The sequence below is a fragment of the Neptuniibacter sp. SY11_33 genome, from assembly GCF_047778025.1.
Taxonomy (GTDB): Bacteria; Pseudomonadota; Gammaproteobacteria; order Pseudomonadales; family Balneatricaceae; genus Neptuniibacter.
The window spans coordinates 766102-787338 of sequence record NZ_CP180543.1; the positions used below are offsets into that span (position 1 = coordinate 766102).

At 44.7% G+C, this 21237-nt stretch carries 19 protein-coding genes; 9 read left to right on the top strand and 10 right to left on the bottom strand.

What is annotated here, in order from left to right; all coding sequences use genetic code 11:
* Positions 1 to 38: 38 nt before the first annotated feature.
* The 5 genes from ihfB (at position 39) to ACMXYV_RS03395 (ending at position 2944) form a co-directional block, all read left to right on the top strand.
* The gene (gene ihfB, locus ACMXYV_RS03375) at positions 39 to 329 is read left to right on the top strand and encodes an integration host factor subunit beta (protein WP_415883573.1); all 291 of its coding nucleotides are present in this window, start codon (positions 39 to 41) and stop codon (positions 327 to 329) included.
* Between the two features lie 19 nt (positions 330 to 348).
* On the top strand, positions 349 to 654 hold the full coding sequence (locus tag ACMXYV_RS03380) for a lipopolysaccharide assembly protein LapA domain-containing protein (protein ID WP_415890368.1): 306 nt from the start codon (positions 349 to 351) through the stop codon (positions 652 to 654).
* Entirely contained in the window at positions 644 to 1834 is a 1191-nt protein-coding gene (gene lapB, locus ACMXYV_RS03385; protein WP_415890369.1) for a lipopolysaccharide assembly protein LapB, read from the top strand. Before ACMXYV_RS03380 ends, lapB begins: the two co-directional genes overlap by 11 nt.
* A 16-nt stretch (positions 1835 to 1850) precedes the next feature.
* Entirely contained in the window at positions 1851 to 2564 is a 714-nt protein-coding gene (gene pyrF, locus ACMXYV_RS03390) for an orotidine-5'-phosphate decarboxylase (protein ID WP_415890370.1), read from the top strand.
* A gap of 74 nt (positions 2565 to 2638) precedes the next feature.
* Positions 2639 to 2944: a ComEA family DNA-binding protein gene (locus tag ACMXYV_RS03395; RefSeq protein WP_415890371.1), complete on the top strand. Its 306-nt coding sequence runs from the start codon at positions 2639 to 2641 to the stop codon at positions 2942 to 2944.
* A 47-nt stretch (positions 2945 to 2991) separates the two neighbouring features.
* Here the strand turns inward: ACMXYV_RS03395 and ACMXYV_RS03400 are convergent, their stop codons facing one another.
* The 7 genes from ACMXYV_RS03400 to ACMXYV_RS03430 all read right to left on the bottom strand — a co-directional run bounded on the left by ACMXYV_RS03400 (position 2992) and on the right by ACMXYV_RS03430 (position 10421).
* Complete coding sequence (locus tag ACMXYV_RS03400) at positions 2992 to 3888, bottom strand: ROK family protein (RefSeq protein ID WP_415890372.1); 897 nt, start codon at positions 3886 to 3888, stop codon at positions 2992 to 2994.
* 35 nt (positions 3889 to 3923) lie between these two features.
* Positions 3924 to 4814, bottom strand: coding sequence for an AEC family transporter (locus tag ACMXYV_RS03405; RefSeq protein WP_415890373.1), 891 nt, complete (start codon positions 4812 to 4814; stop codon positions 3924 to 3926).
* A 43-nt stretch (positions 4815 to 4857) separates the two neighbouring features.
* The gene (locus ACMXYV_RS03410) at positions 4858 to 5346 is read right to left on the bottom strand and encodes a universal stress protein (RefSeq protein ID WP_415890374.1); all 489 of its coding nucleotides are present in this window, start codon (positions 5344 to 5346) and stop codon (positions 4858 to 4860) included.
* 131 nt (positions 5347 to 5477) lie between these two features.
* Positions 5478 to 7181 (bottom strand): D-lactate dehydrogenase, encoded by a 1704-nt coding sequence (dld, locus tag ACMXYV_RS03415; protein ID WP_415890375.1) that lies wholly within the window; start codon positions 7179 to 7181, stop codon positions 5478 to 5480.
* A 94-nt stretch (positions 7182 to 7275) separates the two neighbouring features.
* On the bottom strand, positions 7276 to 8658 hold the full coding sequence (locus tag ACMXYV_RS03420; protein ID WP_415890376.1) for a TRAP transporter large permease: 1383 nt from the start codon (positions 8656 to 8658) through the stop codon (positions 7276 to 7278).
* Positions 8658 to 9185 (bottom strand): TRAP transporter small permease subunit, encoded by a 528-nt coding sequence (locus tag ACMXYV_RS03425; protein WP_415890377.1) that lies wholly within the window; start codon positions 9183 to 9185, stop codon positions 8658 to 8660. The genes ACMXYV_RS03420 and ACMXYV_RS03425 overlap by 1 nt, the downstream gene beginning before the upstream one ends.
* A gap of 165 nt (positions 9186 to 9350) precedes the next feature.
* A complete protein-coding gene (locus tag ACMXYV_RS03430; RefSeq protein ID WP_415887075.1) occupies positions 9351 to 10421 on the bottom strand; it encodes a TRAP transporter substrate-binding protein in 1071 nt (356 codons plus the stop codon).
* A 360-nt stretch (positions 10422 to 10781) separates the two neighbouring features.
* Between ACMXYV_RS03430 and pdhR the strand changes: the two genes are divergently transcribed.
* From pdhR to ACMXYV_RS03450, 4 genes are all read left to right on the top strand, one after another.
* A complete protein-coding gene (gene pdhR / locus ACMXYV_RS03435) occupies positions 10782 to 11537 on the top strand; it encodes a pyruvate dehydrogenase complex transcriptional repressor PdhR (RefSeq protein ID WP_415890378.1) in 756 nt (251 codons plus the stop codon).
* A 241-nt stretch (positions 11538 to 11778) separates the two neighbouring features.
* Positions 11779 to 14436: a pyruvate dehydrogenase (acetyl-transferring), homodimeric type gene (gene aceE / locus ACMXYV_RS03440; protein WP_415890379.1), complete on the top strand. Its 2658-nt coding sequence runs from the start codon at positions 11779 to 11781 to the stop codon at positions 14434 to 14436.
* A 43-nt stretch (positions 14437 to 14479) separates the two neighbouring features.
* Entirely contained in the window at positions 14480 to 16411 is a 1932-nt protein-coding gene (gene aceF, locus ACMXYV_RS03445) for a dihydrolipoyllysine-residue acetyltransferase (protein WP_415890380.1), read from the top strand.
* 201 nt (positions 16412 to 16612) lie between these two features.
* Entirely contained in the window at positions 16613 to 17974 is a 1362-nt protein-coding gene (locus ACMXYV_RS03450; protein WP_415890381.1) for a UDP-glucose dehydrogenase family protein, read from the top strand.
* A 182-nt stretch (positions 17975 to 18156) separates the two neighbouring features.
* Here ACMXYV_RS03450 and ACMXYV_RS03455 read toward each other — a convergent pair whose 3' ends face one another.
* From ACMXYV_RS03455 to ACMXYV_RS03465, 3 genes are all read right to left on the bottom strand, one after another.
* Positions 18157 to 18570, bottom strand: a complete 414-nt coding sequence (locus ACMXYV_RS03455) for a 3-phosphoshikimate 1-carboxyvinyltransferase (protein WP_415890382.1) — start codon at positions 18568 to 18570, stop codon at positions 18157 to 18159.
* Positions 18571 to 18972: 402 nt separating this feature from the next.
* Positions 18973 to 19875 carry an O-antigen ligase family protein gene (locus ACMXYV_RS03460; protein ID WP_415890383.1) on the bottom strand — a complete coding sequence of 301 codons (903 nt, stop codon included), beginning with the start codon at positions 19873 to 19875 and terminating at the stop codon, positions 18973 to 18975.
* Between the two features lie 663 nt (positions 19876 to 20538).
* On the bottom strand, positions 20539 to 21033 hold the full coding sequence (locus ACMXYV_RS03465; protein ID WP_415890384.1) for a hypothetical protein: 495 nt from the start codon (positions 21031 to 21033) through the stop codon (positions 20539 to 20541).
* Positions 21034 to 21237: the final 204 nt, after the last annotated feature.

Below are 21237 nucleotides of genomic sequence, written 5' to 3' on the forward strand. Positions count from 1 at the left end.
AGGCAGAATGTACGGTCCACGAGCAAAGGAGTATAGGTATGACGAAATCTGAACTGATTGAAGTACTAGTAGATCGACATGAGCAATTGTCGGTAAAGGATATCGAGCTGTCCGTGAAGACGATGCTAGATCACATGACAGAATCTTTGTCTCAAGGTGATCGTATAGAAATCAGAGGATTTGGTAGTTTTTCACTACATTATCGAGCGCCTAGAACAGGTCGTAACCCTAAAACGGGTGAGTCTGTCGCTCTCGATGCTAAATATGTTCCGCACTTTAAGCCAGGTAAAGAATTGCGTGAACAGGTAAATGATTCAATTCAAAACTAGGTAATTGAGGTTTAATCCGGTGCGTTTAATTAAAAAGTTGATCTTTGCTGTTCTAGCGATTTTGGCAATTCTTATAGGCTTAATGTTCGTCATTAATAATCCGGAGCAAGTTTCGATTAATCTTGTGTTTTTCCAACTGCCAGAATTTAGTCTTGGTGTATGGATGGTCTCGATTTTTGTACTAGGGGCTCTGATTGGCTTTGCTTTGAGTACAATGTTTGTCCTTATGTTAAAAACACGTTTAGGTTCTGCGCGCCGTAAAATTGCTAGTACTCAAAAAGAACTAGATCAGTTGCGAGTATCCAGCCTAAAAGATGCCGTTTAATCTCGACAACGCTTTTCTTTTAATCCCGTTTGTTCTGGCGATCGGCATAGGCTGGTTGCTAGGCAGACGTGATAAGCAGTCAAAACCTGCCTCTCCTCAAACGAATCTCAGCCACGAATACTTTACCGGTTTAGATTATCTTTTGAACGAGAAAATGGATGAGGCGATTGAAAGCTTTATCCGTGCCTTAGAGATCAATTCAGATACAATTCCAGCCCACCTATCTTTAGCAAAGCTCTTTCGCCGTAAAGGTGATGTAGATCGAGCGATACAGATCCATCAAAACCTTTTAGCGCGTCCCAATTTAGATCGGGATGACTTTATGCGGATTCAGATGGCGCTAGCGAATGACTATTACTCTGTTGGCTTGTTAGACCGAGCTGAAAATCTTTTACAGGAAATTATTAAATCTCCTTCTCCTAAACGCATCCACAGCAAAGCACTCAACCTGTTAATTAAACTCTATGAGAAAGAAGGTGAGTGGGAAGAAGCTTTAGTTACAGCTAATAAACTTCCAGCGGATGAAAGGCGTGATTTAAATAATGAGTTAGCGCATTACTGCTGTGAATTAGCTGATATGGCAGTACAGCAAAAGCTTATCAAGGCTGCCGCTGAATATCTCAAAGATGCAGAGCAATTCGATTCGAGTAATGTTCGGGTAAGCCTGTTAAAAGCTCAAATCGCAATAAAGTCTGAACAGTGGAAGCAAGCGATAAAACATCTAAAAAAAGTATCAAAGCAAGATCGTTTGTTTGTTTCTGAAACAATTCCTCTCTTGAAAGATTGTTATGAGAGAACAGGGGATAGCAACGATCACCTAGAATACTTACGTAGCTGCTTAGCGAATTCTCCCTCAACGACAGTGCTGATTGCTCTTGCTGAACATGTTAAGAAGGAGCGAGGTGTGTATGCAGCCGGAAGTTTTATTACTGAAGAATTAAAGCGTCGTCCTTCAGTAAAAGGATTTAATAGTCTGATCGATCTTCATATAGAATATGGCTCAGATAGTGCGAAGGATAGCTTAAAGGTATTACGTGGTCTGACAGGACAGTTAGAGCTCTCAAAGCCCGTGTACCGATGTAATAGTTGTGGATTTTCAGGCAGAACGCTCTCCTGGCAGTGCCCTTCATGTAAAAGCTGGGGCACGACTAAGCCTATACAAGGCTTGGAAGGCGAATAAAATTTAGAGAACTTATATGTTATTGGATAAAAAAAGAGTCATTGTTGCACTAGATTACCCTGATCAAAATCAGGCATTGGCAATGGCTAAGCAGTTGGATCCGACTCGGTGCCGTGTAAAAGTTGGTAAAGAGTTATTCACACGTAGTGGTCCGGCTATTGTAGAAACACTTCAGAGCCTAGGTTTTGATGTCTTTCTTGATCTGAAATTTCATGATATTCCGAATACGACGGCTAAAGCAGTTCGTGCAGCTGCAGAGCTAGGTGTTTGGATGGTCAATGTTCATGCATCAGGTGGCCGCCGTATGATGGAGGCTGCTCGAAACGAACTTGAGCAAGTTAATGGGTCTGAGACGCTTCTGATTGGTGTGACTGTGCTAACGAGTATGGAGCGTAGTGATCTGCGAGATTTAGGTTTAGATATCGAACCGTTAGAGCATGTGAAGCGTTTGGCGAAGTTAACTGAAGACAGTGGTCTACATGGTGTTGTTTGTTCTGCGCAGGAAGTAACGCCATTACGCCAAGTGATCGGTGAAGAATTTAAACTAGTAACACCGGGTATTCGTCCAGCAGATGCTGATGTTGGTGATCAGAAGCGTATTATGACGCCGGCTGATGCATTGAAAGCGGGAAGTGATTACTTAGTGATTGGGCGCCCGATTACAAAAGCTGAATCGCCAGTAGATGCATTGGCTAAAATAGATGCTGATATAGCGCCGTTGATTTCGTAATCTTAGCGCGTTATAAAGAAGGTCTGGCCTTAATGGATGAGGTCAGACCTAAAACAAAGTAAAAGGAATTTACTATGAAACTCTCTTCTTTAAGAGCGCTGATGATGGCGTTCGCTTGTGTATTCTCTTTATCTGCATTCGCAGCTCCTATCGATCTAAATACCGCTACCGCTGAGCAGTTAGCACAAAGCCTTAATGGTATTGGGGTTGCTAAAGCAGAAGCGATTGTTAATTATCGTAAAACTCATGGTCCTTTCACATCGGTAGATCAATTGACCGCAGTTAAAGGCATTGGTGCAGCGACAGTTGAGAAAAACCGCTCAAATATTTCTATTCAAGAGACTGTGAATAAAAAGAAAGAAGTGGCGAGTAAGAAGTAGCGTTAAGCACTAGCATTAGGTAGTAACGACTCACAACGATTTGGGTGTTACAACCAGGCGGCTCCACGGACTCCGCTGGAGTCGCCATATTGCGCTTTTAAAATCGGCGTGTTCATAGAATCAGAGAAAACATATTGGGCTAATCTTTCTGGGAGCTTTTGGTATATATCGCTTTGATTCGAAAGCCCACCACCCAGCACAATAACCGCAGGGTCCAGTATGTTTATAACCGATGAGAGGGCTTTAGCCAGCTGCTCGATGTATAAGTCACAATAATCTACAGCTGACTTGTCTCCAGTTTTAGCGAGTTCCCAGATTGATTCGGTATCTAAATGTGAGAAAGTTGAATGGTTATAATGAGTTGTAAAACCAGGGCCGGATAAAAACGTCTCAATACAGTCTTGTTTACCGCAATAACAATCCCGTCCAATCCCGTCTGACTCATCTAGTCGAGGCAGTGGATTATGCCCCCACTCACCACATATAGAATTAGGGCCACTAAGTAATTGCTTGTTTATAGCAATGCCACCGCCAACACCGGTGCCTAAAATTACTCCAAAGACAGAGCTGTAGTCTTTGCCACTACCATCGATAGCTTCAGATAGTGTAAAACAATCAGCATCGTTGGCTATTTGAATAGGCCTTTGTATTCGTTCACTCAAATCTTTATCTAATGGGTGGCCGATTAAGCAGGTAGAGTTAGCGTTTTTAATTAACCCTGTTTCTCGTGAAATTGCACCGGGGATTCCAATACCAATTGAGCTAGGTGGATTTTTAATGCTGTTCTCTGCTCTTTCTATAAGCGAGCAAATTGCATCTAGGGTAGCTTGGTAATTTCCTTGTGGTGTAGGAACGCGATATCTAAATAGAACATCTGAAGATGGTGTGAGTGCAATAATCTCGATCTTGGTGCCGCCAAGATCTATACCGATGCAGTAGTCCATTGTTCTCTCATGCTATTTGAGAAATTTAAGTAATTTTATATAACAAAAGCGAGAGTGATTGGAATAAAAATGAGACTGCCCATGTTGCCTAGCAAAACAATCGAAGCGACTTGATGGGGCTCTTGATTGTAACGTTCGGCAATCATGTAATTCAAAACGGCTGGTGGTAGCGCACCGAAGACAACTAAATAGGCAAACTGCGTTGCATCCAGTTGTAAGAACTGCTGACAGATCAGTGCAAGGATAATACCGCTGGCAGGGCAGAGGGCTGCGCTGAGGCTACCTATTTTCCAATTAGAAAAGTCTACGCTAGTCATTCTGACCCCAAGTGCGAAGAGCATTAATGGAATAGCTATCTGCCCCAGCATATCTATAAAGGTATGGACTGCTTTAGGAATAGGCAGATCAAAGCCGCTCCAGATAAGGCCTAAGATGGTTGCTAGAATCATCGGCATGCGAAGCAGATTTAGCAGACGAGTCTTGTGATCTAGTATGTAGATGCCGACTGTGAAGTGGAGCAAATTTTCCACTAGAAATAAAACTACGGCAGCTTGTAAGGCATTTTCCCCAAAGGCCAAAACAATCAGTGGTATGCCTAAATTACCACTGTTGCTAAACATCATTGGAGGAAGAAAGGTTTTTGGGTGTACCTTTAAAAGTTTACAGGCGGGATAAAGCAATATGCCTGAACCAATCACGATAATGGCGGCGCCAATGGCGAGGGATTGGTATTTAATCAGATCGAATGATTCGGCAGATAAAACAGCAAAGATAAGCGCAGGGACAAACACATCAATGTTGATCTGATTGGCTGCGTTCATGTCCGGCTGATAGCGACGGGCATAAAAAAATCCCACTGTGACAATCGCCACGAGTGGGAACACGGTAAGGAAAATCCGTTCAATCAGTAGACCTTGTACTTCCATCAATAACTACCTTATATGTAAGTTGGGGCCTACTTCGGAGCGTTTAATCGTACTCTTTGCCTGTTTGAACAATCAAAACAGGAATCTTGGAATTACGCATCACTTGCTGGCTTGTATGGCTATGGTGACCAAAACGGTTTTCCGCGCCCATAACGATCATATCAGCATTTTCAGCTTGTGCGGCGCCAAGAATAGAATCAGTTTGATTGCCTTCGGCAACCTTATGCTCAATGTTAAGCACTACAGGCTTATCCAAACTTTGCAGCTCATCTTCGCAGAACTTCTCGACACGATCTTGCATCGTTTTATGAATCTCTTTGATGCCTTGATCATGCATTTGCTTGATAAGATCTTCAGAAACGTAGTTTTGGATCAGGGCATGACCCATTTCACCCATCGGCTCTACTACGTGTAGCATTACGATCTTGGCATCATTTAGTACTGCCTGATTAACCGCTTGGCGGAAAACAGGTCGAGTGTGTTTACCCAAAGATGTTGCGTAAAGAATAGTTTTGATATCTGGAAGTGCCATGATCATTTCCTCAAAAAAACAGTCTTAGACTAAAGTATTGAATTCGGTCAGTGTAGCACTTCGTAAGTGGCTGCTCAGATTTACTCGACAATCTATAGACCTAGCTCAATATTTAAAATTAAGAGCTCAATTTAATGTGGCGAACCACACCCGCAGCGAGACTTTGGAGTCTTACCAATACCTGGGTTAAATGTATTTGTTGGGTCTAACGAGAAGTAGAAATTCTGTAGACCTTCTTCGGCTTCATAAAGATGACCAACGTTGTGCTCAGCAGGGTATTTAGCACCTTTCTGCGCCAGTAGCTCTAACATCATCTTCTTCACCGCTTTACCGTCAGCACCTTTTTTCAGAATGTAATCCTGATGGAAAACATGACACATAAAGTGGCCGTAGTAGAGTGAGTGCTCGATATGTTTGCTGATCTCTTCGGGTAGTTTTTCTACCCAATCAGGATCATTTCGACGCAGAGCGATGTCCAGTGCCAGAATATCCTCGACCTCTTTCTGGTGGATAATCTGATAACGAATAGCGGCACCTGCAGCGGCAAAACGGTGTAGATAAGCTTTTTTGGCTTCATCTGCGTCGCATTCGAAATAATCGCCAGACTGACTGTTACTGAAGAACTCTTTTAAGAACTTATTCGCTTCAGGGATGCCACCGTCGCTCATTTTTAGCACAAGGTAGTGGTCATACTTCTCGCGGAAATCGCGCATACGTTTTGGCAGAATATTTGGCCAGCATCGGCTCATAATCTGCATAACGCGATCTGGAATATCTTTTGGTAAGAAGCTGATCTTATTCAGTGCAGCAGAGAGGCGACCTTTCATAGCGAAAAGCTTTGGAAGTGGGTCGGTGCCAAAGTAGTTAATCATCATAAAAGTATCTTTGCCGTACTTTTCAGCAATGTCGTAGATATCTTTATGCATGTATTCAGCAACTTCAGGTAGGTTATCGAAGTGTTGCAGAATGTGGCGACGAATCTCTGTCAATTCATTGGCATCATTGGTACCAATGTAATAAACCTGTTCTTTTTGTGCGACAGGGAAGGTATCTAAGCGAACAGCGAATACACCTACTTTGCCTGCGCAACCGCTGGATTCATATAAGCGGCTAGTATCAGCGTTGTAGCGTGCAGGTGAATCTGCATCTACATCGCGAACAATTTCAGGGTAATCGTTTGCCGATGCTTTTTGAGTGCTGGCTTTAACATCAGCTTCGGTAAAGTTTTTCTGTTCTAGATTTGTAAGGATCTCTTCGGCTGTTTCGCCTAGGTCAATGCCAAGGTGATTTACCAATTCCAATTCGCCATTATCGTTAAGCTGAGCAAACAGAGATAGCTCAGTATAAGCTGGTCCACGTTGAACCAAGGCACCGCCAGAGTTGTTTGCAATGCCGCCAACAATTGAAGCGCCGATGCAGGAGGAGCCAATAACAGAATGGGGGGCGCGATTAATAGGCTTTAGCATCTTCTCTAGGGTGAATAGCGTTGCCCCAGGGAAGCTGATGATCTGCTTGCCTTCATCAATCAGGTAGATTTTGTTCATGCGTGTGGTGTTGATGACAATAATCTCACGATCATAGTCTTCACCGCTTGGTGTGGAGCCTTCTGTCAGGCCAGTATTAGCGGCCTGCATAATCACAATCGTATCGGCTTTAATGCAGGTGTCTAAAACCTTCCACTGTTCTAAAAGTGTAGTTGGAAATACAACTGCAAGAGCTGAACCCTCGCCGGAGCGGAAACCTGTGCGATAGTGCTCGGTCTGGTTTTCCCCAGTGAGAACGTTGTTCTCGCCAAGGATAGACCGTAACTGATCGAGAAGATCGTGACTGGACATATGAAGTACTCTACTAGCTCTAAATGGCCTTAAGGCCTAATTATTATATATATGTGCACTGGGTATCTTAGATACCCAGTGCTACTCAGTTATCTTAACTGTAGGCGATAGTTGGTAGCCAAAGAACGATCTGAGGCCAGAAAACTAGTACCAGTAGCGCGGCTAACTGAAGAATAATGAAAGGAATTACGCCTTTATAAATATCAGTGATCTTAACGTTTGGTGGGCATACGCCTTTAAGATAGAAGAGGGCAAACCCGACGGGGGGCGTTAAGAACGAGGTCTGCAAGGCCATGGCGACGAGCATGACGAACCAAACCAACTCTGGGTTATCGATCCCCGGAGCCGTAATATCTAAGCCGAGGGCCGAAATCACAGGTGCCAGTAGAGGCAGGATGATCAGCGTGATCTCGATCCAATCTAGGAAGAAACCTAGTAGGAAAATAACCGCTAGGATAAAGAAGATGATTCCATAAGGACCAAATGGAAGGCCTGTTAGGAACTCTTCGATCATCTCATCACCACCGAGTTCACGAAGAACAAGGGCGAAACATGTAGCACCAATGAAGATAGCGAAGATGTAGGCAGTTGTGTTCATTGTGCCACCAACAACTTCATGCAGTACTTTGAAGCTAAACTTCTTGTTGTACATTGCCAGAAGCGTTGCGCCAAATGCACCCACGCCTGCTGCTTCTGTTGGCGTAGCAATACCCGCAAAGATAGAACCTAGCACTACAATGATAAGTAATAGTGTCGGTAAAACATCTTTAAGTACATTAAAAAAGATCTTTAGATCTACAGGTTTTGCATCATCTGGAATTGGCATGTGGCTTGGGTTGATAAAGCCACGAGCAAGAATGTAGATAATGTAAAACGCGCCAAGCATTAGGCCAGGGAATACAGCGCCCATAAATAGGTCGCCAACTGACAGACCTAATTGGTCAGCCATGATCACCAGCATGATACTTGGTGGAATTAGGATGCCTAGCGTGCCTGCAGAAGCGATCGTACCTAGCGCAAGTGGCATGTTATAGCCCTGCTTAGTCATCGCTGGTAGTGACATAACCGCCAGTAGTACAACGGATGCACCGATGATACCGGTGGACGCAGCTAGGATAATACCAATCGCTGTCACTGTAATAGCAAGACCGCCGTGAACACGACCAAATAGCTCCTGCATTGATTTCATCAAGCGCTCTGCAACGCCAGACTTATCAAGCATGATCCCCATAAATATGAACATGGGGAGGGCTACAAGAATCCAGTTTTCCATGATGGTCCATAGACGGTTTACTACAAGCCCAAGTGTGGTGTAGTCCAGACCCGTCATGGTGTCCATGTAGATGTCGGTAAATTGACCTAAAAAGGCAAATACAATACCGATGCCGCCTAATACCCAAGCGACAGGTATACCTGTAAATAGAAGCGCGATGAACGACAGGAACATCGCGATTACGAGAACTTCATTCGCATCCATCAGTCATCACCTTTAATAATTAGAGTTAAATCACGAATAAAACGAGAGATTAGCGCTAGCCCTAGTAAGCCAAAACTTACCGGAATAACACCTTTTATGATCCAGCGATAAGGTAGGCCGGAAGCAGCTTCTGAGCCTTCGTTTACTCGATAGGATTCAGCAACGAAATCGATACTTTGCATAAAGATGATTGCAACAAATGGTAGAACCATTGTTGGGATACTAATAACTTCGATCCAGCGCTTTGTGTTCGCCCTTAGGCGGGAATAGAACAGGTCTACGCGAATATGTGAATTTGTGGTTTGGGCATAAGAAAGACCAAACATCACGCCAATGGAATATAGGTGCCATTGCAGCTCTTCTAGGGCGATTAAGCCGCTAGCAAATCCTTTGCGCAAAATGACCTGCAGCATAATCACTAATACAAGAACTACATAGCTCCATGCGATAGTGAGACCGACGCGTTTAATAAAATTATCAATCGCATCTGCGAGGGGCACGGGGGTCAGCTTTTCATTTTCAGTCACTGAAACTTACCTTCGCTACTTCTTATTAGATTCTTTGCCGAGTAGTGCTCACTCAAAAATCTAATTATTTATTGTTATAGGCTGCCTATGTTTATAGGCAAACAGGGCAGCCGTAGCTGCCCTGATATTCTTCGGAGGGCTGGGCACCTTCCGAAGATATTCGTCTTACTTAGTTGCGCGCGGTAGGAATGCGTTAGCTTCCCAAAGGTCGTAACCTTTACGGAATGTGCTCATGTCATCCCATACTTTCTTGAAGAATGGGTCCGCAGCAGTCTTCTCTGCAACTACTTCATCCCAAGTCGATTTGAAAGTGCTTAGCATTGTGTCGTTCCAGTAACGGATCTGAACGCCGTTGTCAGCTGCTTTCTGCATTACAGGGAACTGCATCGCTTCACCTTCAGCGATTGCGTTAGTCATAGACGCTTTACATGTTGTTTCAACAAGTGCCTTCTGGCCTTTGCTCATCTTGCCCCAAGTGTCTTTATTGATCAGTAGTTCGAATACTGTCGCCTGCTGGTGCCAGCCTGGGAAGTAGTTGTACTTAACGATCTTGTGGAAACCTAGACGCTGGTCGATTGCTGGCTGAGAGAATTCAGATGCGTCGATAGCACCTTTCTCAAGTGCGCCGAAAATTTCGCCGCCTGGAAGTTGAACTGTGCCTACGCCCAGTTTTTCCATTACATCAGCACCTAGACCGAAGAAACGCATGTTAAGACCTTTTAGGTCTTCTGGTTTTTCGATTGGCTTAGAGAACCAGCCAGATGTTTCTGGCGAGATGATTGCACAAGGAAGAACTTTAACGTTGTAGCCTGCTGTGTCGTACATCTCTTGGTAAAGGTTCATGCCGTTACCGTAGTACAACCAAGCCATGTATTCGCCAGCTTCTGGGCCGAATGGTACAGCAGAGAACAATGCTGCAGCAGGCATTTTACCCTGCCAGTAACCCGCAGTAGAGTAACCAGAGTTAACTTTACCAGTAGAAACTGCGTCCAGAATCTCTTTAGGGCTAACCAATTTGCCTGGCTCATAAATTTTCATTTTCATTTTGCCGTCACTAACAAGCTTAAGCTGATCAGCAACCCAAACGATTGGAGTACCTAGCGCTGGTAGGTGAGAACCGAAAGCAATTGGAGTTTTTAGAAGTAGTTTGTCAGCAGCTTGAGCTGGAGCTGTCGTACCTGCAATAGCAGCAGTAACTACAGCTGCAGAGATCAGAGACTTGGCGAACTTTTTCATGTCACATCCTCTAAGAGATTCATTTTTTTATATTTAGTATTGAGATGCAGGAGGAGAGGGTATTGGGATGATAAGACCTCTGCTGCACTGCAGTAATCTCAATTGGTAATACCAATTTACCATCAGAGATATGCTACTGTATTTTTTTTGAGCAGGGTCTGTCAATATATTTTTGTTGCTAAATGACTATAGTCTAGATTTATAACATTGGTTAAATCTATTTCATAGTCAGATATTACATAGGCTTTGCGGGTAGTATCTGTATGGCAAAAAAAATTATTCCGCTTAGGCTATTGTGTTGCTAATGTAGAATAAATTACTATTGATATTGGTCTTACCAATATAATTTGAGTGTGAAAGATGAGTTACAATCGGGTTAAGCAGCCAAAGATTTCTGACGTAATCATGGAACAAATGGAAGCCATGATTTTAGAAGGGACGTTAAAGCCAGGGCAGAAATTACCACCTGAGCGCGAACTTGCAAAGCAATTTGAGGTATCTAGGCCTTCGCTTAGAGAAGCGGTTCAAAAATTGGCGGCTAAAGGGTTGCTGATTAGTCGTCAGGGTGGCGGTACTTTTGTTTCGGAAGACTTGGGTGGATCGTTTTCTGATCCGTTGCTTGAGTTGTTCAGAACCCATCCTGAAGCTCAATATGATCTGCTTGAATTTCGTCATGCTTTGGAAGGTGTGGCTGCATATTATGCTGCACTTCGAAGTACGCCTGCGGATAAAGAGGCGATCTTGAAGTGTTACGACGATCTTCAGCGTTACCATGATACGAAAGACATTCAGAAAGAGGTGTATGCTGATGTGGACTTCCACTTGGCAATTGCGGCCTCAACTCACAACATGGTTCTTCTGCATATGATGCGCGCACTGTTCAATCTGTTGCGCGAGCACATTTGGGATAACCTTAAAAATATTTACCCGAATTCTGACTATCGCGAAAAAATCCACGATCAGCATAAAGTGTTGATGGATGCGATTTTAGAAGGTGATCCTGAAAAGGCGCGTCAGGCTGCGCATCATCATCTGGCTTATGTCGAGGATGCTCTGTTGGAGGGTGAGCGTGAAAATACGCGTTTAGAGCGTGCGTTGCGCCGGGCAAATATATAACTGCTTTAATTTTCTGTATTTAAACTACATATAAGGTGTGTATAAAGCTGTTTATACATCTTTTTGGGTATAAATATAGACATAAGTACTAAAATAAATGTAGTATTACTACAAGAAGAATATTATAAGGTCTGTTTAGTCATTCAGCTGCTACTTTTAATGTAACAAGTTGGTTTGGTTAACAAAGATCAGAATACAAAAAATATATGCTGCGTTAACTTTTTAGAGTGGAGAGGTCAAAGTGCAAGACATTATTGATGACGTTGATCCAATTGAAACCCAAGAGTGGTTGGATGCGCTGGAATCGGTTGCAAAGAATGATGGCGACGATCGTGCCAAATATTTACTGCGTAAGTTAGGTGAAAAAGCGAATGATATGGGTGTTGATTCTGCATCCGCGCTGACAACACCTTACCGCAATACTATTTCTGTTAAAGATGAAGCACGTATGCCAGGCGACCTGTTTATGGAGCGCCGGATTCGTTCTTTCATTCGTTGGAACGCAATGGCAATGGTTATGCGTGCTAACGATAATGAGGATGGCCTAGGCGGTCACATCTCCTCTTTCTCCTCTTCTGCAACGCTTTACGATATCGGTTTTAACTATTTTTTCCGTGGTAACGAAGGTCAAGAATCTGACATGATCTTCTTCCAGGGTCATATTTCACCGGGTATCTATTCCCGTGCCTATCTGGAAGGTCGTTTGACTGAAGAGCAGATGGATAATTACCGTCGAGAAGTTGATGGTAATGGTCTTTCTTCTTATCCACACCCATGGCTAATGCCTGATTTCTGGCAGTTCCCAACCGTATCTATGGGCTTGGGGCCAATTCAGGCGATCTACCAAGCACATGTAATGCGTTATCTTTCCGCGCGCGATCTTATTGATCGTGGTGATCGTAAAGTTTGGGCGTTCCTAGGTGATGGTGAGTGTGATGAGCCGGAATCTCTCGGTGCTATCTCTCTTGCGGGTCGTGAGCAGCTTGAAAACCTGATTTTCGTAGTTAACTGTAACCTTCAACGCCTTGATGGTCCTGTTCGTGGTAACGGCAAGATTGTTCAGGAGCTTGAAGGTATCTTCCGCGGCGCAGGTTGGAACGTTATCAAATGTCTGTGGGGTCGTCATTGGGACGCCCTGTTCGAAAAAGATACTAAAGGTCTTCTTCAAAAACGCTTTGATGAAGTGTGTGATGGTGAGCTACAAAACTACAAAGCAAATGGCGGCGCATACACGCGTGAACATTTCTTTGGTAAATACCCAGAGCTTCTTGAGCTAGTAGCTGATTTGTCCGACGACGATATCATGAAGCTGAACCGTGGCGGTCATGACCCATACAAAGTCTATGCAGCATATAATGAAGCCGTAAACCACAAAGGTCAGCCAACGGTTATCCTAGCGCAAACTGTTAAAGGTTACGGTACGGGTAAATCGGGCGAAGCGAAAAACGATACTCACTCGATGAAGAAAGTGGCTATCGATGATCTGAAAGACTTCCGTGATAATTTTAATATTCCATTGTCTGATGATCAGCTGAAGGAAGTGCCATACTACCGTCCTTCACCTGATTCTCCTGAAATGAAGTATATGTTCGAGCGACGTGAAAAATTGGGTGGTTTCTACCCTGTACGTCGTACCGAATTTGAAAAGCTTGAAACGCCGCCACTATCAGACTTTGATGGTCAGCTTAAAGATAGCGGCAAGCGTGCATCGTCTACCCAGATGGTTCTTAACCGTGTGATGAGCACGATTGTTAAAGACAAAAATATGGGTGAGCGCGTTGTGCCAATCGTGCCTGATGAAGCACGTACTTTTGGTATGGAAGGTATGTTCCGCCAGTTGGGTATATATACCTCTGAAGGCCAGCGTTATGTGCCTCATGATTCTGATCAGATTATGTTCTACAAAGAATCTAAAACGGGTCAGATTCTGGAAGAGGGTATCAACGAAGCGGGTGCTATGTCGGCATGGATGGCTGCGGCCACCTCATATGCTAACAACAACTGCACCATGGTTCCGTTCTACATCTACTACTCAATGTTTGGTTTCCAACGCATCATGGATTTGGCGTGGGCTGCGGGTGACATGCAGGCACGTGGCTTCCTAATTGGTGCTACGTCCGGCCGTACAACATTGAATGGTGAAGGTCTGCAGCATCAGGACGGTCATAGTCACCTGATGGCTCAGATGATTCCTAACTGTGTATCTTACGATCCAACTTACGGCTATGAATTGGCTGTGATTGTTCAGGATGGTATGCGCCGTATGTATCAGGAGCAGGAAAACCGCTTCTATTACATCACAACAATGAATGAAAACTACCACCACCCAGCAATGCCGCAAGGTGCTGAAGAAGGCATCATCAAAGGTATGTATCTTCTTAAAGAAGGTAAAGATGCTGAGAAGAAAGTTCAGCTTATGGGGTGTGGCACGATCTTGCGTGAAGTTGAGGCAGCTGCTGAAATTCTGCGTGATGATTACGGTATCGAATCTGATATCTGGAGCACGACTTCAATCAACGAGCTACGTCGTGAAGCACTGACGGTAGCGCGTGAAAATATGCTAAATCCGGAAGCTGAACCTAAGAAAGCTTACGTTACTCAGTGTATCGAAAGCCGCGGTTCTATGCCGGTTATCGCTTCAACTGATTATATGCGTTCTTATGCAGATCAGCTGCGTGAATTTATCCCTGGCAACTTTAAAGTACTGGGTACGGATGGTTATGGCCGTTCAGATACGCGTACTAAGTTACGTGAATTCTTCGAAGTTAATCGCTACTACGTCGTAATAGCAGCGCTTAAAGCACTACAGGAAGAGGGCAAGGTTGAAGGCGCTGAAGTCGCTAAAGCCATGCAGAAGTTCAACATTAACCCGGCTAAACCGGCACCGTGGACTGTTTAGTCTGCGTTGAACTTCTTAACGGCTTAGAACTGGAGGATTTATAGTGAGTATTATCACAATTACAGTTCCTGACTTATCAGGCTCAACTGATGTTGATGTAGTAGAAGTGCTGGTTAATGCCGGTGATTCTATTAGCGAAGGCGATAGCTTGATTGTTCTGGAAACAGACAAAGCATCTATGGAAGTACCGTCTACCGAATCAGGTGTAGTCGTTGCGGTTAAAATTAATGTCGATGATCAAGTCAATGAAGGCGATGTCCTTATTGATTTGGATACTGGAGCGGGTGCTGAAGCTGTGCCTGCCCCTGTAGAAACGGCAACCGCGCCTGAAGCGTCTGCGCCTGTTGCTGCACCTAGTGCCGCTCCTGCAGCAGTTTCTGCAGTTGAAAATGTACTGATTCCGGATCTTTCCGGTGCAACTGATGTAGATGTTGTTGAAGTACTAGTAAAAGACGGTGATACAGTATCTGAAGGCGATAGCCTGATCGTACTGGAAACAGATAAAGCATCGATGGAAGTACCAGCACCTAAAAGCGGTGTGGTGGTTTCTATGAAGATCAATGTTGACGATCAAGTTAACGAAGGTGATCTTCTGATGGAATTGAGTGTAGGAGGTGCTTCTAGCGTCGAAGCTGCACCTGCTGCCGCGCCAGCTCAGGAAACTGAAGCTGCTCCTGCTCCTGCTCCTGTTGCAGGCGGCAAAGAAAATGTTCTGATTCCTGATCTGTCAGGTGCTTCAGACGTTGATGTTGTTGAAGTGCTTGTGAAGGATGGTGATACGGTTGCTGAAGGCGATAGCATCATTGTTTTAGAAACAGACAAAGCATCAATGGAAGTACCATCGCCAAAAGGTGGTGTGGTTGTTTCCATTAAGATCAATGAAGGCGATACAGTAAACGAAGGCGACCTATTGATGGAGCTTGAGGTAGCAGGTGGTGTAGCGCCAGCCGCTGCACCCGCTGCATCTCCGGCAGCACCTGCGCCTGCTGCTCCAGCCCCGGCTAAAGCTGCTCCTGCTGCGGGTAAAGTGGATCTTGCTGCGCTAGAGAAGAAGAACAAAACAGTTCATGCTGGCCCAGCTGTTCGTGCTGTTGCCCGTGAGTTCGGTGTTGATCTGTCGCTTGTATCTGGTACAGGTCGTCGTGGTCGAGTTCTTAAAGAAGATGTCCAAGCATACGTTAAAGGTGCGCTTAAGCAGCTAGCTGAAGCGCCTAAAGGCGGTGCGGTAACGGGCGGTTCAGGTATCCCTGCTATTCCAGAAGTAGATTTCAGCAAGTTTGGTGAAATTGAAGTTGAGAAGCTAAGCAAAATAGCTAAAGTTACTCGCGACAACATGAGCCGCTGCTGGTTGAACATTCCACACGTGACTCAGTTCGATAAGGCTGATATCACCGAGCTGGAAGCGTTCCGTAAAGATATGAAGGATGAAGCTGCGAAGTCTGGCGTTAAGCTGACACCGTTGCCATTCATGCTGAAAGCGATCGCGATTGCGCTGAAAGCACATCCGAAGTTTAACGCATCACTTCATGCAGATGGTGAACACATTGTTTACAAGAAATATGTAAACATCGGTATGGCAGTAGATACGCCGAACGGTCTGATGGTCCCTGTCATTAAGGACGCAGATAAGAAGAGTATCTACGAGCTTTCTAAGGAAGCGATCGAGTTAGCTGGTAAAGCTAAAGATCGTAAGCTTAAACCTGATGAAATGCAGGGTGCATGCTTCACAATCTCTAGCCTAGGTGGCATTGGTGGTACTGGCTTTACGCCAATCGTTAATGCTCCAGAAGTAGCGATTTTGGGTGTGTCTAAAGCCGATATCGAACCACGCTGGAATGGTAAAGAATTCGAACCACGTAAGATGCTGCCTCTATGCTTATCTTACGATCATCGCGCTATTAATGGTGGTGATGCGGGTAAATTCCTTACTTATCTAAACAGTCTGCTAAGCGACATTCGTCGACTGGTGCTGTAAACCGATTTACCACTCCCTTGGCTCACGCCTCCCTGGAGGCGATTTTTTCCAAGATGGTAAGAAAAACAAACGGCGACTCTGTGCAGGAGGTCGCCGTTTTTTTTGTCTGCCTTGTTGTCATTAATCAGTCATCTCTTCGAAATAAGCCTTTAGCAAACAGGCCATAGAGTCTTCTCATTCGTTTAAAAAAGTGAGAAGAGCATGAAGGTTACTGTTTTTGGTGTGGGGTATGTAGGTTTAGTTCAGGCTGCTGTTCTGGCTGATGTTGGGCACGAAGTAGTATGTGTCGATGTTGATCAGAATAAGGTAGACGATTTAAAAAAAGGCATTATCCCTATTTATGAGCCTGGCCTAACGACGATTGTTCAAAGTAACTTCGAAGCAGGACGTCTGAGTTACACGACTGACGCAAAAGAAGGGGTTGCTCATGCTGAAATTCAGTTTATCGCAGTAGGAACGCCGCCAGATGAAGATGGCTCTGCGGATCTTAAATATGTGTTAGCCGTTGCAGAAACGATTGCTACGTATATGGAATCGCCAAAGATTATAGTAGATAAGTCTACAGTGCCTGTAGGTACTGCAGACAAAGTGTCTGATAAAGTCGCATCGGTATTGGCTTCGCGTAGTCAAAACCTTGAATATCATGTTGTCTCTAACCCTGAGTTCCTAAAAGAAGGTGCTGCTGTAAATGACTGTATGCGACCAGATCGAATCGTCATAGGTACAGAAAGCGGTCATGTAGAAACAGAGATGCGTGAACTTTATTCAGCATTTAACCGCAATCATGACCGAATGATCTTTATGGATGTACGTAGTGCGGAGCTAACTAAGTACGCTGCTAATTGCATGCTTGCCACTAAAATCAGTTTTATGAATGAAATATCCAACCTTGCTGAGCGTTTAGGGGCTGATATTGAAAATGTTCGTAAGGGGATTGGTTCGGATGAGCGTATCGGTTATCACTTTATCTATGCGGGCTGTGGATATGGTGGTTCATGCTTCCCTAAAGATGTTCAGGCCTTGGTGCGTACGGCTGATGGTATTGATTATGACGCTCAGTTACTTAAATCTGTTGAAGCGGTTAACTATCGTCAGAAATCGCTCTTATTCAAGCACGTGAGTCGTTATTTTCATGGTGACTTAGCTGGTAAAACAATTGCTGTTTGGGGGCTATCTTTTAAACCAAAAACCGATGATATGCGTGAAGCTACCAGTCGAGTTTTGATTGAGGCATTGTGGGAGCAAGGCGCTAAAGTAAGAGCGTACGATCCAGAAGCAATGGAAGAAGCGCAACGAATCTACGGCCATCGTGCAGATCTTGAGTTGGTCGGTACTAAAGAAAGTGCTTTGCAAGGTGCTGATCTATTAGCTATCTGTACAGAATGGCGTGCATTCTGGTCACCGGATTTTGAGTTAATAAAAGATTCACTGAATAACCCGGTCATCATTGATGGTCGTAATATGTATGAGCCTGAAATTGTAGAAAAACATGGATTGGAATATTACGGTATTGGTCGAGGCCGCAGTGTCAGAAGAGAGTCATTGCTCCTGAAAGCAAAGTGATGAACCTTAATTAATAATCTTACCTTACCTTGTAGGAGAGGCTTCCCGCCTCGAAAAATCGTGGCGACACGCCCCCCTACAAAGGCTGTATGTTTTTGTGGGAGAGGCGCCCCCGCCTCGAACGGGCCCTATAAATAGGGCTTTGCTCCCCCTTTAGGCTGTCCACCTCGATAACCCCAGGTCTACAAAAACGTCCCTTTAAACCATCCCCAAATACCAAGTGAAAATCCCGGAAATAGATCTATTCCAGCAGCGGACTTCAACAGGTAGATAACCAACAATCCCATCACTGTCGAAAACATTAGGAACACAAAAAGGAAAAAGGTTTTCATCATCAGGGAGATCTGACGCTCCCTGCGGCTAAGGCTACGTTGGTTGCGACCCATCAAGAATACGAAATAGTAGCGCCAAGTCCAGATATTCACGGTACCGCGTATATCAACAGGGTGTTTTCCCCATTTACGGGCACCAAAAGCAACCTTTAAAGCATCGATCTGCTCTTGCGAAAAGCTATCTTGTAAATCGTCAGGTAAACGCTTCATCAGACCATCTTCAAACCAGTCTGAAGATTGAGTCCTTTCTTTTAAAGTATCCATCTAAATGTACCAAGGTAATTAACAGGCATAGGATACAATAAATCTATGACAGTTTGTTTGGTGGATTGACCTCGGTGCGCTTAGATGTATTGAATTACTCTCTAATGTGGGAGCGACGCCCCGTCGCGAAAAACCTCGCAGCAAGCACCCAAGGGGCATAGCAAATGCTCCTCCTACAGAGTACATATCTTAAGCTTGCCTTGTGGGAGCGACGCCCCGTCGCGAAACCCTCGCCACAAGATGTGCCTCCTACAGAGCACATATCTTCAGTTTACCTTGTAGGAGAGGCGCCCCGCCTCGAAAAACCTCGCCGCAAGATCCTCCTTCTACAGAGTACATATCTTCAGTTTACCTTGTAGGAGAGGCATCTTGCCTCGAAAAAACCTTGCAGGTACCGATAACCTAACCGCTCTGTCGCTTCCTTCCCGATTTCTGAAGCATCGCAATCCAAGACAAAGCCATCACCACCATAAAAGTCAGAGCATTGGCAGGCATTTGCAGATTAAAGTCCACGGTGGCATGGATCATCATCGCCAGTATCGACATGGAAGAGCCAAAAGCCATACCCCGCAGCACCTTATTTCTGCGCTTGTACTGTGCATACAATCCGGCCCCTAAACTACCAATCATTAGTAGCGCCAGAGGAAGAGTACCAATCACGCCAAATTCTGAAACAAACTCAAGGTAGTCATTGTGAGTATTCACATAAAAACCGCGGCCGATCTCTTCAGTGCGATGCTCTGGGAATGCTGTGTAAAAGGTCCCGGCTCCAGTACCGCTGAAGGGCTGTAGTTTTGCCATCTCTATAGTTGTAAGTGCTACCTCATCACGTGATTCCTTCTCAATGCTGGTGGTTTGTAATCGCTGAGCAACTTTCTCAACACCAAAGAAGGTGCCGACCACAAACACATCAAGAATAAGAAGACTGGTTAGCAGAATTATCATGCTACGGGTGGCCTTTCTACTCAGGATAAGCCCTAAGACCCCCATCGCCATGAGGCTGGCGAAAAATGATGTATTACCCATTCGAGAGTGAGTCATTACTAACCCAGCAACAATTATAAGAAGTGATATACGCAGAATAATTTTCTTTGATAAAAGAGCGGTTAACCAACGACGACCTCGCTCACGCCAGCTATGAGAGCCTTCATCGTTCAGTGTGGATATCATCAGGCCTATACCTATCGAAACGCACATAACCAGATAACCCGCTTGGCTGTTGCGGTTAATAAACGTACCTGTTGAAACACCTTGATAGCTATCTTTGGGGATAAAGAAAGTAAACTCGTAACCAGTAAGGGTCATTAGACTGCCATACACTGCTTGGAATAGGCCACTTCCCACAAGGGTATAACCTAGCAATACTAAACGCGTGCGTGAGTTGATTAACTGCAGGGTTAATATGAAATAACAAACTAGAGCCCAGCCAAACAAACTATCGTGATTACTATCATTAGGGGAAATGGAAAGATTTGTCGCCTCAAAAGCCTGAATGGAGCTCCAGCCCACAGCTGAAACGAGCAAAATTAAAGCTGGCCAAGATTTGATAAGCGGTCGCGAAAAATGATCCTGTTCTTTAAGTAGCTTGCAAGCCCATATCCCGAAGAGTGAAAAGACTAGAGTGGCCAGCAATGACATAGACCATAAGCGGTTGCTGGCTAAGGGAAGCGGTGCCCAAATTAAAATAAACAGATAGAAGTAAAACAGGCGGTTATTAGAAGGTGTGTCCATACAAATACATCAACACTGAACAGTCAGAATTCCATAATTTAAAAGGGATATTACCACATAGTGTAGGAGCGACGCCCCTGTCGCTATTTTTTCTACCCAATGTAGGAGAGGCGCGCATAAGCTGGTGGGAGCGACGCCCCGTCGCGAAAAGCTGTTGGAGGGAGGGTCTAGCCTCGATAATCCCAACACACAAAAAAACGCCCCTAAAGGCGCTTTTATTTAAATAGATTAGAAATCTTAAGTAGCGCTGGGATTTCCACCACCGCCGCCGCCAGCGTTATTGCCAAATGGCGGAGGGCTCACAGCATTGCCTGTTTGTCCTGGTGCAATAGATAGGCCTTGCCCCTGACCTTGTGGTCCGCCTGCGGCAGTCGCTTCAGTTACTTCCGCTGGGTCAGCGCCTGCAAGAATCGCAACTTGCGCAATCTCATCTGGGTTGGCACCCGCTTTAATTGCAGCACGAACAACATCGCCTGCATTTAAACCCGCATCAATACCTGCTGTAACAAATGAATCAAGTAGTGCGACATCGACAGCTGCAACATCTAACATTAATTGATCAAGCTGTGCTGCAGAACAAGTCTGGCTTTCGGACGTTAAACATGACTCTAGCGCGTTGCTTAAAACATCTCTCGCTGAAAGTTGAGCAGCCAAATCGTCGGCGACATTCGCCTGAACAACTGAAAATGGTAGAAGACCTGCAAATGCTATAGAGGCAAGTAAACGATGCATGAATACACTCCATGTACAACTGGTGAAATTGTGCTCAATTCTAACAGTGAAAAGAGGGTTTAACAAACTATCGAAAGTTATAAATTTATTAAAACCGAGTACTTTAAATGAATAAACGCCGTTGAATGGGCTGGACTATCTGTGGGAGCGACGCCTCGTCGCGAAAAAATGAACAATCGCCGCGAGGCGCGCCTCCTACAAGGG

Bases quoted from the DNA above. Each gene is read 5' to 3' on its own strand.
- ihfB (WP_415883573.1), top strand. From the start codon at position 39: ATGACGAAATCTGAACTGATTGAAGTACTAGTAGATCGACATGAGCAA.
- lapB (WP_415890369.1), top strand. From the start codon at position 644: ATGCCGTTTAATCTCGACAACGCTTTTCTTTTAATCCCGTTTGTTCTG.
- pyrF (WP_415890370.1), top strand. From the start codon at position 1,851: ATGTTATTGGATAAAAAAAGAGTCATTGTTGCACTAGATTACCCTGAT.
- ACMXYV_RS03395 (WP_415890371.1), top strand. From the start codon at position 2,639: ATGAAACTCTCTTCTTTAAGAGCGCTGATGATGGCGTTCGCTTGTGTA.
- ACMXYV_RS03400 (WP_415890372.1), bottom strand. From the start codon at position 3,888: ATGGACTACTGCATCGGTATAGATCTTGGCGGCACCAAGATCGAGATT.
- ACMXYV_RS03405 (WP_415890373.1), bottom strand. From the start codon at position 4,814: ATGGAAGTACAAGGTCTACTGATTGAACGGATTTTCCTTACCGTGTTC.
- ACMXYV_RS03410 (WP_415890374.1), bottom strand. From the start codon at position 5,346: ATGGCACTTCCAGATATCAAAACTATTCTTTACGCAACATCTTTGGGT.
- dld (WP_415890375.1), bottom strand. From the start codon at position 7,181: ATGTCCAGTCACGATCTTCTCGATCAGTTACGGTCTATCCTTGGCGAG.
- ACMXYV_RS03420 (WP_415890376.1), bottom strand. From the start codon at position 8,658: ATGGATGCGAATGAAGTTCTCGTAATCGCGATGTTCCTGTCGTTCATC.
- ACMXYV_RS03430 (WP_415887075.1), bottom strand. From the start codon at position 10,421: ATGAAAAAGTTCGCCAAGTCTCTGATCTCTGCAGCTGTAGTTACTGCT.
- pdhR (WP_415890378.1), top strand. From the start codon at position 10,782: ATGAGTTACAATCGGGTTAAGCAGCCAAAGATTTCTGACGTAATCATG.
- ACMXYV_RS03450 (WP_415890381.1), top strand. From the start codon at position 16,613: ATGAAGGTTACTGTTTTTGGTGTGGGGTATGTAGGTTTAGTTCAGGCT.
- ACMXYV_RS03455 (WP_415890382.1), bottom strand. From the start codon at position 18,570: ATGGATACTTTAAAAGAAAGGACTCAATCTTCAGACTGGTTTGAAGAT.
- ACMXYV_RS03460 (WP_415890383.1), bottom strand. From the start codon at position 19,875: ATGACCCTTACTGGTTACGAGTTTACTTTCTTTATCCCCAAAGATAGC.
- ACMXYV_RS03465 (WP_415890384.1), bottom strand. From the start codon at position 21,033: ATGCATCGTTTACTTGCCTCTATAGCATTTGCAGGTCTTCTACCATTT.